Genomic DNA, 11,956 nt, shown 5'->3' with positions numbered 1-11,956 from the left:
TCTGAAAACGCGACCAGCCCGCAGCTTTTTAGACTTCACGAGGCATCTGCGACGGCTACGGCATCCTTTGCAGGTTCCACTTCATCCGCCGATACGTTCGGAGTCACCTTATGCTTGTCAAGCGCCGTCACCAAGAGATAGACGATAAGGCCTACCGAAATTCCGAAAATAATGGGCCAATTGCCACCGACGGCAAACTCGGTCTGCTTGGTCAGCTCACCGTAGATCATGGTGACGGACACGGCGGCCGTACTGGCGAACAACGAGGCGAAACCGGCGAAACGGGAGATCTTCTTCAATACGAAGGAGAAAATCACAGGGATGAAGACACAGCCGGAAAGGAAACCGTAGGCAAGATCCAGCGCCTTGAAGATATCGCTGATCAGCAACGACAAAGCGATAATGACGATGCCGACGACGATGGCGATTCCACGATTGATCCACACATCATTGCCGCCATGATTCTTTTTGGCTTCTTCATTCGCAGCTTCCGCCTTGACGTCGTTTTTGGCATCCTGACCATCGGAAACGGCAGAGGCTTCGGAGCTCTTCTGGCCCTTGACGAAACGCAGATACAAATCATTGTAAATGACCGTCGAGCAGGCCAATATCGTTCCCGATGCCACCGACATGGCCGCGGCAAGCGCCGCTGCAAGCAATAGACCGACAAGACCAGTGGGCAGGAAAGCGGAGATACCCGTTTCGAATGCCAGCGAGGGATCGCTCAATTTGAATCCGGCCGCACACACGAACATTCCCAGCATGACCGCAGCCAGTGAATAGAAGATGGCATAGATGCCGGCGGTAATCGTGCCCCAGCGTGCGATCTTCGGCGTCTTGGCCGTGAAGATGCGCTGCCACATATCCTGGCCGATTACCAGACCGGGAACATAAAGTAGAATCCAATGAAGTGTTCCTGAGAAACCGTAGGCACCCAGATTCCAATGGGTAGCAGGGATGTGCTGGACGAATCCGGCAATTCCCCCGACAGCAGGGTTGCTGAGCACGAAAATAGGCACCAAGATCATCACGCCAAGCGTTTTGATGATGAATTGGACGATATCGGTCATGGTCACCGACCACATACCGCCAAGGAAGGTATAGAAAACCACGACCAGGCCCGAACCGATGATGGCCCAGACTTTCGGAATCTTGAAGATGCCAGAGACGATGGCGCCCATCGATACCACCTGAACCACTGTCAGAGAAACCGTGTAGATGATGGTGAGAACGGCCCCGAAAACACGGGCACTGGCACCATAGTTGCGTTCGATCACTTCATTGATTGACAATGCGCTCAGCTTACTGAGCTTGCTGGAGACCAAGATTCCGAGCGCTATAAGGCCCAAACCGAGCGAAGTACCCACCCAGGCACCGGCGATGCCGTCGGAATAGCCTTTCTCGGTTCCGCCGACGGTAACGGCACCACCTACAGCCATGGCCGCCATACACCCGAAGAACAACGGAAAGTGCAAACGGCGGCCAGCAACGAGGTAGTCATCGCGATTTTTGGTTTTACGCAACGACCAAAGCCCTATACCTATCAGGACTACGAAATACAATCCGATAACAATAAAATCCAATATATGCAAGGATTTCAAGAAAATCACCTTCGATTCTCATGATTAATGAAAAATCTATAAATTTGAACCATAAAACAAACACCACCAGGAACACATTGACCCAACGACACGAAAATTTTGAGAACTTTCAACTCAATTCCGCCGGGACACTAGATACAACCCACAGTGGTGATGGGCGGCATACCATGCGCTACCCATCACCACTGTGAGTCTTCTCCTTGCCACATATAATCAGTTTCAGGCGTGGATGCGTGTCCCGGCGGTACCTGCAAGCGTCGCTGCCGCTTGCTGCAACGAACCGATGACGGCAACCTTACCCGGACCAGATTCCGCGAAGCGTATAGCCGCAAGCACCTTGGGAAGCATGCTACCGGGAGCAAACTGGCCCTCTTTGCACAGCTTGCGGGCCTCGGCGGTTGTCAGATCGTTAAGATCTTGCTGCTGCGGAGTGCCGAAGTTAATCGCCACCCTGTCGACCGCAGTCAGAAGGCACAGCGTCTGCGCGCCGACATCCTCGGCCAAAACGGCCGCAGCGAGGTCCTTGTCGATGACGGCGGGAACACCCTGAAGCATGCCATCCTTATTGCTGACAACGGGAACCCCTCCGCCTCCGGAGCAAATCACTATGAACTCGGAATCAAGCAAATTGAGAATCGACGGCTTTTCGACGATTCGCAACGGGGCCGGCGAGGCGACTACTTGACGCCATCCCCTGCCCGAATCCTCGACAAACTTCAGATCGGGCGACTCTTGGGACGCTTTCTTCATCTGTTCTTCGGTGAGGAAAGCTCCAACAGGCTTCGTCGGATTGTTGAATGCCGGATCAGCGGGATCGACTTCAATCTGCGTGACAAGCGAAGAGACATGCCATTGCTTGCCGCGCCGCTTGATCTCATTCTGCAGTGCTTGCTGCAAATGATATCCAATGTAGCCTTGGCTCATCGCCCCACACTCAGGCAATGGCATCGAAGGTATTTTCTGATCCGTCTGGGACGCGACGGAAAACGCCTTCTGAATCATGCCGACCTGTGGGCCGTTGCCATGGGTGACAATAATCTCATTGTCATGCATGATCATCTCAATGAGCGCTTTGGCGGTATCTCGAACCCGCTCGAGCTGTTCCTGAGGTGTGTTCCCCAAAGCGTTGCCACCAAGCGCGAGTACGCTACGTGGATCTGTAGACATATTTTTATTTCCTTTCCAGTGCGAACGGAGTTTCACACTGCATTAACGAGCTTGAACACCCTTTCCTTTTCACCTTTCAGGAAGTGCACGATGTTCTCGCAAGACAAACGCTGCAAAGCTTCCATTGAGGTTGTGGAATAGAACGCAGAATGCGGGGTCAGGAGCACGTTGTCCCTGCCGACCAAGGCATTATTGGCCAAGTCGGGCGTCTCGTCGCTCAACACATCGGCCGCATAGCCACGAATCTGTCCGGAATCGAGTGCTTCCAACAGTGCAGACTCATCTACACACAGGCCACGGCTGACATTGACGAACAACGGCTTTTTTTGCATCGCTGCAAATGCATCGGCGTTGAAGAAGCCGCTGTTAGTATCGTTGAGGTTCATGATATTGATGATGACGTCGCTTGTTGCAAGCAGCTCATCCTTGTCCTTCATGGTTACCCCTGCAGCGAGAGCGGACTCATTGCTGATATAGGGATCATAAACAGAGATGTCTTTGACCAGGCCCATCAGCTTGCGCGAAGTCGCCTTGCCGATCTTGCCGAAACCGAAGATACCCACGCTCTGGTCCTGCAAACGCGGCCAAGCCGGGAATGCAGAGAAATCCCATACATGATCCCTGTCGATTTGCTGACCATAAGGCTTAATCCTTTTGTGCAGGGCCAGCACGAAGGCAACAGCCGCTTCCGCGACATCCGTTGTGCAGTATTCGCCTACAGGGCATACACCGATGCCCCGCTTGGTCGCTTCCTTGAGATCCACACGATCATATCCTGTGGAATTCAACGAAACGACCTTGAGATTAGGCGCGGCATCCATCACCGAAGCATCGACATTGACGAACGCAGTCAACAGCGCATCTGCCTTGCTCACGGCTTGCAGAAACTCGTCACGTCGCGAATCGTCATACTCGAGTACATCGATGACGGTGTCGTCGCCCAATCCGTCTCTCAGCGTCTGCATTTCCAAGCGATGGTCCGGCATCATTGAATCCGGATAATCACAGATAAGAATATGCATTACAGAGCCTTTTCTCACGGACGCTCAATAGGCTGAGTCAGGCAGTGAGGACCACCGCCGGCGTGCAGAATCTGATCGAAGGGCACGTCAATGACATCGAGGCCGAGAGCACGCATCTTATCGTTGATGTGCTTGTTCTTCTCGATGGCAATGACCTTGCCGTTGCCGATTGCCTCGACATTGCAGCCATGCTTGAACACATCCTGAGCATCCACAGGGATGAGCTCGAAGTTACGACGCTTCAGAGCCTTCACGAACTGATAAGGAAGCTGATCGATGACGGCCAGCGCGACCTGCGGGGCGACGATGTTGAAGCACATGTCAAGATGGAGGTTGTCCGGGTTGACAGGAACACCTACGACGGTATAGCCGTACTTCCACAGCTGCTCACGGAGGTTGGCGACACCGGCTTCGTCGGTGCGGTCGACTTCACCCCAAGCCAGCGTGTGCTCATCAAGCATCCAGAAGTCTCCGCCTTCCATGCAGCCGGCGTTGACCCTGGCGATGATCGGAACGCCCATTTCCTTGAGTTTCGCCTCATAGTACTTGGTTTCAATCTGACGTGCCGGGTGACGGAAGTGGCCGATGATGGCGCCTTCCTTGACCATGCAGCCATAGTCACGGGAAAACGTCATGACCTCGCACTCAGGATGCGGCTCGACTTGAACGACCTCGATGCCGTTATCCTTATAGGCATCGACCAGGGTCTGCCATTCACGGACCATGACGTCGTTCTTTTCGGTGTCACCCTTCTTCATCCACTCGGTGGTGATGACGTTGATATCGTTGAACTTATAGCCCACCGGTGAACACATCATCACCTTCTTCAGAGGATTAGTCGCATTGGTTACATATGTTTTGCTTGTATCTGCTGGGGCATTCATGATGGCCCAACCTTTCTTATTATTTATACCTTTATTTTTTATTTGTCTAGTTTTTAAGACTAAACAAAACCTTATCTGATAAGCAGAGAAAAAACACTTCTCTGTAGGAATATCAGTGTGAAATATCAGTGCGGGAAACGCTCAGATGAGCGCCGCAATGACAAGGATGACGCAGCATGTACCAAAGAGGATCGCCCAATACGGCGCAATAAAACGTATCCATTTCCCATACGAAATATGCGCGGCCTGAAGGCACGTCATCAGCACGATGGATGTTGGTGTAATCATCTTCGCCAAGCCCAAGGCCATGCAGTAAATCGTAACCATCAACGCCGCAGGAACGTGTGCGAAGCCGGCCAACGATGCCATGATGGCCATGGTCGCAGCCGCAAGTCCAGTTGAGCTGGGGATGAGGCAGGCAATAAGGGTGTAGAAGATGAGTGAGACGATCATGAATGCGATCGGAGGCAGCGCGGCCAACGAGCTCTCACCCATGTGCAGGATGGTCGGCGTAATCTGGCCGTCATCCATAACGACCTGGATACCACGGGCCATCGCCACGATCAACGCCGTGGACACCAGACCGGAGGCGCCACGAATGATGATGTTGACAATCTTGTCGGTGGTGTAACCCATGACCTTGCCGATGATGAACGACATGACCAGCAGCAGCATCGAAAGCTCAGCGAAATACCAAGAGCCGAACGGGGTGATGTCAGAGCCAAGCAACACGCGAAGCACCGGCGTCTTGCCAATCCAAGTAGCGAAGGTCTCGAAGAACGTCCACTTCGAGTTGAGTCCCGTCCAGGGAATGAGCGAGACAACCATAATCACGAAGGTCGCGACGAACAGCCACAAGGAAGCCTTCTGAGCTCCGGAAAGGGAAAGATGAGAGTCATCCTCTGCGGTCGGGAACAGCTCAAGATCCTTGTCTCTGCGGTAATACTGCATTGAACGGGAGGGGTCCTTCTGAACGCGCTTGGCATAGGTGAAAATGAGGAACGAGACCAGTGCAGTGAATACGACCAGCATGATGACACGCAAGCCAAGGCCGTCGCCGACGGAAATACGAGCGATGCCCGAAGCGATTCCAGTAGCGAACGGATTAATCGTAGACGCCAGGCAGCCTGCCTGAGTACCAAGCACGATAATCATGGTGCCGGTGACGGTATCGAGTCCCATCGCCAGAAGCAATGGCAGGAACATCAGCAGGTAGACGATGCCTTCCTCATATGCACCTTCGATGGTTCCCAAGACACTCATGATGCTGGTAAGTGCCACGATGAGCAGCAGCAGCTTCTTCTGGCTCGCAATTGCGATCTTGCGCAGACCGATCTTCAGAGCCCCGCTCTCTTCCATCATTTCGAGGAAGGAGCCGAAAAGCATAATGAACAGCGAAATCGGAATCGCCGGATCAATGGTCTTGGAGCCGAGCATACCGGTGATAGGCGCCATGAGCATATCCCATATGCCCTGCGGCGTCGACTTCACGCTGTGATACGTACCTGAAATCGCGTGGCCCGTGGCATCCGCCTTATAGGCTCCGCCGGGAACAAACCATGTGAGAACGGCAATTACTACGATAATGAGGAAGAGAATGACATAAGTATTCGGCATCGACTTGCGACGCTTGGGCTTGACATCCTTCTTTTCATCAGATTTTGCAACAGTAGTTTGTGACATAAGAAAATCCTTTTTCATATACTGGTACCCACACTGGTACCAGATGAATGGCTAAAGTTATGCCCCGGCCAGGCTCCCATAATACGAGGAAATTACAGGAGCCCGGTCCGGGAATAGAAAATAATCAGAGGAGCATCAATGCATCAGATGCTAGGGACGTAAAGATTCCCTAAGGTCGCCGCCATGATAGCCTTGATGCTATGCATACGGTTCTCAGCTTCTTGGAACTGACGTGCGTGCGACGAATAGAAGCACTCGTCGGTAATTTCCATCTCGCTGATTCCGAAACGCTCCTGGATATCCTTGGCGTAATCGGTCTCGGCGTTATGGAACGCAGGCAGGCAATGCAGAATGATGTAGTTGGGGTTACGAACGTTGGAGAGCAATTCAGAATTGACTTGATACGGACGCATCACGCGAACACGTTCGGAGAACTGCGCCTCTTCACCCATCGCAGCCCATACATTCGTGTAGATGACATCGGCATCACGCACAGCCTCGACCGGGTCGGAAGTAACCTTGATGGTCGACCCCGACTTTGCTGCGAAGCCTTCGGCGACCTTCACAATGGCCGGATCCGGAGCCAGATCTTCAGGAGTCGCATTCACATAATTCACACCGAGAATGGCACTGGTAATCATCAGCGAATTCTGGACATTGTTACGACCTTGTCCGCAATAAGCCAACGTCTTACCCTCAAGAGTGCCAAACTCCTCAAGAATCGTCATGAAATCGGCGAGCATCTGCGTCGGGTGCTCCTGATCGGTAAGCCCGTTCCAGACCGGTACCCCGGAATACTTCGCAAGCTGCAGAACGTGCTCGTGCTTGAATCCACGGAATTCAATGCCGTCAAACATGGAGCCCAAGACCAACGCGGTATCACGTACGGTCTCCTTCTTGCCCAGCTGGATATCCGACTTGCCGAGGAATTCGGGATGAGCGCCGAGATCGATGCTTGCGGTGGTGAAAGCGGAACGAGTACGCGTCGAGGTCTTCTCGAAGAGCAACGCGATGTTCTTGCCTTCAAGATAACGATGAGGGATGTTGTTGCGCTTCAATTCCTTGAGATGGATCGCAAACCCAATAAGCCACATGAGTTCTTCTTTTGTGAAATCACGTGTAGAGAGCAAACTACGCCCTTGGAAATGGGACAATTCAGTCATAATAACCACCTTACAGTCCGTCGATTAGCTGACGATACTCTTCGTTAAGTACGCCCGACGGACAGCACCCCAAAAAACTCGGGCAGTTATACACCTTGATTTCTCGAGGTGTCCCCTCCTTGGCTAATTTCAAAGCATAGTCCGTTTCGTTTACCGGGTCAATCTAATACACGATAGTGAGCTGCGTCACTATACACTGAATGACGATTTGTTTAAACGCTCAAGCGTTGTGTCGATTGAGGTTTGAAAGGATATTGAATTACAATTTTCCCGTTAAACAAATCACATTTATCGGCGTGTCGTACAGCCCATACTGAAAGCAATGTAGGTTCTCAATCTCATATTGTTCAGCAATATCAGCAAATGAATCATCACTATTTTTTAAATGCTTAATGAAATAACTTAATTCATTTGCATGACGATATTCATTCGAAATCAACTTCAACGCTTGACCATATTTCTCTTGCATCCGTCTCAAGCCTTGAGAAAGTTCTCCCGCTTTCTTTCCGTTCCCGGAATCTTTTTGAACAGGCTTCACTTATCTGCTTCATTTTTAAAGAAACAGGTAGTAGGACAATGCCAATACAAATAGGAATCAAACAAATCCATAAGTACCGCTGCGGAAGTACGCCGAGGATGTACAACTTGTTTCTTTCAACTTTAGTTTTGTGAATTATTCGCGATTAAGAATCTTGGTGCTTTTTCTTTACTTCATCGGAAACAAGGACATCGCACTCGTCAAAATAAGCAATCGGATTCTTGGAATTGTTGCGCTTGAGACTCTTGCCAAGCTATGCATCGTATTTGCTTTCCACCGGTTCACCAATGAAACCCATGCGCATATCCTCGCGCTTAATCAGGCCACGAATCTTGGCTACGCAAACGACAACGTTTCCAGGATTGAGAGTGACCGCCAAATCGCAGCGTACAGCGCGATCTGGCTCAAGCTTCCACCAGCTGTTACCTGCCTGCCACACTTCTTTGGGCGACATACCCCCCTGCCAGCCTACGAATTCGCGGTAGCCGCCATCGGGCAACTCTTCATGTCGAACCGTCTTGCGAGAACCGAGTTTCATAGTAACAATCTCGCTCAAAGAAACCTGCTTTCTGCACTAGCTAACAGGTTCACTCTCATGCTGGTTAACAACCGGCTTTTTATTCCCTTTATTTCTTTACGCCGTCACAAGCCGAGCACGGACATCGTATTCATACGAATGATTATAAAGATATGAAGCAGCGATATCGATTGATCCGTCCTGCCATGTCAAGACACCATCATCTATCCGAAAATCCTCGAAAACGGCTTCATCTCGTAATGGAGCAAACGCAGGAACATCATCAAACATCTCGGTAAAATCGCAAAGTCGTGTCTCTCCGTTCGAAAACGTCACCACCATGATATGGTCGCCGGTTACACGGGCATCACGTACCTCCATCTCTTTAATTGGAGAGTCAGCATAAACAATCCCATTTTGTACAAACATAGAAAATCTCCTTAAGACAGCGGCTTAATCTTGGCAAAAGGCTTACCTTCTACAGCTTCATTCCATGCACCATACAACTCTTCCTCATGCAATTCGAGCCAAGCAGCTACTAGTTTATATTGCTTTTCCGGTAAAGAACCAGCCAGCACTTCACCATCAATGCCAATCGATGCTTTGAAATCACCATATTTTACATGCACATGTGGTTTATGATGTTTGCCTTCATCCTGATACATCATCTTTATAATGATTCCGAAGAATCTACTTACTTCTGGCATCTGATCACCTCTTTAAGTCCTAGCTCTAAATCTCATTGTAGGGGAAATCTGTAATCTTGAAAACTCTTTCCTGATATCCTCTATAATCGAAAAGTCACTGTGAATCGTAATGTTTCACAATGGAATCTTGATTTATGACATCAACAAGGAGAGCAATTATGACGACGCGGCACAACGCCTCTCCCCTGATGACGGTCAAAGGACTCGCAGGATTGCTCTATCGGATGGGGCGCACCTTTGATGGGCTCAATACCTCACTGATGGCTACCGAGGATTTTCTGCATACCGGCAATCCCAAGGTAGTGGGGTCACGTAATGATTATGTATTGCTTTGCGATTTGAAAGATGCCTCTTCTTACGTCATTGAATACGATTACTCGACCCGTCCCATGGATTTGGACTGGTTCACCGGTATCAACGCAAAGATGACCCGCACTGCTGCAATGGAACCTGGCGTTTTAAGAACTGCTGAAAACGTTATTGTCTTCACTCACCGAGGCACTTATACTCCACCGGTACCTTCTGCCGCGGCAATTGAACAGGAACTGAATCAAGTTTCAAACGACGATACAACATTGTCTCTAGACACCCTCGATACAACAAAGCCTCTGAAAGCTTCGCAAGCGCTGAATCAGGCTTCACATCTGTTCGCCACACTGGCGAAAATGCAACCATTCGGAGATGGCAACAAACGTACGGTCCTGCTCGCCGCCAATGGGCTACTGCTCAAACTGGGCTCATCCGATGTGCTCGCCGTGCCAGTGGAGCCGCCAGACCGCGAAACGTTCAATGACAAGCTGAGCACTTGGTACTTAGACGATGACATATTCCTCATCAATTGGCTGACTAACTGGAACAAAAATCGTATAAGAAACCAGTCAAGCAAAATTTAAATAGAAAGCATTCCGGGAGAAAATCGTCATAAAAGATACTACCTAGTATCAAAAATTATCGGCAATAAGATTGTCACAAATTACTAGATTTGGACATACTATATATAGACACTTAAGCCTATAATTTATATGACAATTAAATATATTATCCTATGTAAGGATGCAAATGACACAGCCGTTATCTAATACTCAAATTCGTATGAGATCCATACAAAATTTAAAGCCAGATAAACAAGACGAAAACTACTGTTTCTCAGTACCTTCTTATCAGCGCGGATATCGCTGGGGCAAAACCGAAATTAATACACTAATGGACGATTTAAGCCCATATTTTGATAATGATAAGAATTTACAATACTGTCTTCAACCAATCGTCGTCCGGCACCGCGAAAACAATGTCTATGAAGTCATTGACGGACAACAACGACTCACCACGTTGTATATTCTTGGGCGCTATTGTGATGTTGTGGAAAATGGGGTCAAGTACACCATTACCTATGAAACAAGGCAAAACAGCGAGGAATTTCTAGAATCGCTAAGTCTTACCAACAAAGCTTACCGACAAAAAGCATTGGACAATCCCGATTTCTATTTTATGTCTCAGGCTTTTGATTGCATCGATAGTTGGGCTAATGAGCATCAGAAAGAAAAACCTGATCTTTACCGATTTTGGTGTCAAGTTATTAAAAACGTTAAGGTTATCTGGTATGAGGTTCCTTCATCTACTGACTCAATCGATATGTTCAGAAAAATCAATGAAGGAAAAATTCCTCTAACCAATGCAGAGCTTGTAAAAGCTTTATTGCTCAGTGACTCAGAAATCATAAAACGACATGAGCAGACTCCTATAGCCATTGAATGGAATCATATGGAGCAACAACTACAAAACGATGAGTTCTGGTATTTCCTTACAGGAGATGAACGCGATACCTATTCCACCCGCATGGATCTGATTTTCGACATCTGGTTAAGCATTCAAAATACGAAACCAGAAACACAAAATCTTGACAACCCCTATGCTATGTTTACTTATATTTATAACTCTTCAAATAAGAATAACGCCGGTAAAGGAATACTCCGAGAAATGTGGAGTAGCTGCAAGGAAATTTTTGCAAACCTAGAAAACTGGTATCAGAGTAACGACCTTTATCATCTTTTTGGATACCTTATTGCATGCCGAGGAAATCAAAAATATACAACTCCTAAAAGCAAAATCATCGATTTATATGCAGAATTTTCTGGGCTGGATAAATCTCAATTGCGCGAGCACATCCGGAACAAGATCCGAAATTCACTTAAAGAATATGGTAACGAACCACAACAAATTGAGCAGCTTGAATATAATGACCCCAAATCCAATACCCAAAACTTGATTCGTAATGCTTTGTTGCTTTTTAACCTACTGACCATTAATAGCACCACAAGTTCAAAAACACGATTCCCATTTGATCTATATAAGAAAGACAAATGGGACATAGAACACATACATGCGATAGCTGGTGGCCCGCCAACCGATGAAGAGATAAATAAAAATAAGAAAGAAAATAGTTTAACCGCTAATCAGATACGACAACAATTCTTTAAAGATCTAAAGGAACTAATCTTAAGTACAACATCTGAATCTTTCAACTCTCTCCAGACACAAAACACTCGAAATAAACTAATAAGTATTATTCAAGAGTTCTTGGAATCAGACGATTTTACAGAAAAAACTGTCACAATTTTTGGGATCGGAATAAACAACAAATACGAGATTTTCTGAGGGATGAAGACGAAAATAA

The 11,956-nt window shown here is 48.4% G+C and carries 12 protein-coding genes; 2 read left to right on the top strand and 10 right to left on the bottom strand.

Translation table 11 applies throughout. The features are described from left to right. Window positions 1-35 precede the first annotated feature (35 nt). The 10 genes from OZX72_RS03550 to OZX72_RS03505 form a co-directional block, all read right to left on the bottom strand. Window positions 36-1,448, bottom strand: coding sequence for a hypothetical protein (locus OZX72_RS03550; protein ID WP_277159035.1), 1,413 nt, complete (start codon window positions 1,446-1,448; stop codon window positions 36-38). 372 nt (window positions 1,449-1,820) lie between these two features. Beyond that, window positions 1,821-2,768 carry a carbamate kinase gene (gene arcC, locus OZX72_RS03545; RefSeq protein WP_277159034.1) on the bottom strand — a complete coding sequence of 316 codons (948 nt, stop codon included), beginning with the start codon at window positions 2,766-2,768 and terminating at the stop codon, window positions 1,821-1,823. Window positions 2,769-2,800: 32 nt separating this feature from the next. Beyond that, window positions 2,801-3,790, bottom strand: a complete 990-nt coding sequence (locus OZX72_RS03540) for an NAD(P)-dependent oxidoreductase (RefSeq protein ID WP_277159033.1) — start codon at window positions 3,788-3,790, stop codon at window positions 2,801-2,803. A gap of 14 nt (window positions 3,791-3,804) precedes the next feature. Then, complete coding sequence (locus tag OZX72_RS03535; RefSeq protein ID WP_277159032.1) at window positions 3,805-4,674, bottom strand: arginine deiminase family protein; 870 nt, start codon at window positions 4,672-4,674, stop codon at window positions 3,805-3,807. Window positions 4,675-4,815: 141 nt separating this feature from the next. Continuing rightward, a complete protein-coding gene (locus OZX72_RS03530) occupies window positions 4,816-6,357 on the bottom strand; it encodes a YfcC family protein (RefSeq protein ID WP_277159031.1) in 1,542 nt (513 codons plus the stop codon). A 143-nt stretch (window positions 6,358-6,500) separates the two neighbouring features. After that, complete coding sequence (gene argF / locus OZX72_RS03525; RefSeq protein WP_348519670.1) at window positions 6,501-7,451, bottom strand: ornithine carbamoyltransferase; 951 nt, start codon at window positions 7,449-7,451, stop codon at window positions 6,501-6,503. 328 nt (window positions 7,452-7,779) lie between these two features. Beyond that, entirely contained in the window at window positions 7,780-8,058 is a 279-nt protein-coding gene (locus tag OZX72_RS03520) for a hypothetical protein (RefSeq protein WP_277159029.1), read from the bottom strand. A 253-nt stretch (window positions 8,059-8,311) separates the two neighbouring features. Further along, the gene (locus tag OZX72_RS03515; RefSeq protein ID WP_277159028.1) at window positions 8,312-8,614 is read right to left on the bottom strand and encodes a protein-(glutamine-N5) methyltransferase; all 303 of its coding nucleotides are present in this window, start codon (window positions 8,612-8,614) and stop codon (window positions 8,312-8,314) included. Between the two features lie 78 nt (window positions 8,615-8,692). Then, entirely contained in the window at window positions 8,693-9,004 is a 312-nt protein-coding gene (locus OZX72_RS03510; RefSeq protein WP_277159027.1) for a DUF2442 domain-containing protein, read from the bottom strand. 11 nt (window positions 9,005-9,015) lie between these two features. After that, the gene (locus OZX72_RS03505) at window positions 9,016-9,282 is read right to left on the bottom strand and encodes a DUF4160 domain-containing protein (protein ID WP_277159026.1); all 267 of its coding nucleotides are present in this window, start codon (window positions 9,280-9,282) and stop codon (window positions 9,016-9,018) included. A 158-nt stretch (window positions 9,283-9,440) separates the two neighbouring features. Between OZX72_RS03505 and OZX72_RS03500 the strand changes: the two genes are divergently transcribed. Both OZX72_RS03500 and OZX72_RS03495 read left to right on the top strand, forming a co-directional pair. Beyond that, a complete protein-coding gene (locus tag OZX72_RS03500) occupies window positions 9,441-10,175 on the top strand; it encodes a Fic family protein (RefSeq protein ID WP_277159025.1) in 735 nt (244 codons plus the stop codon). Between the two features lie 166 nt (window positions 10,176-10,341). After that, on the top strand, window positions 10,342-11,937 hold the full coding sequence (locus tag OZX72_RS03495; protein ID WP_277159024.1) for a DUF262 domain-containing protein: 1,596 nt from the start codon (window positions 10,342-10,344) through the stop codon (window positions 11,935-11,937). Window positions 11,938-11,956 lie beyond the last annotated feature (19 nt).

This window comes from Bifidobacterium sp. ESL0769 (assembly GCF_029395495.1).
Classification (GTDB): domain Bacteria; phylum Actinomycetota; class Actinomycetes; order Actinomycetales; family Bifidobacteriaceae; genus Bifidobacterium.
The sequence above is the reverse complement of the archived record's forward strand: the minus strand, read 5'-3'. Positions and strand labels throughout refer to the sequence as shown.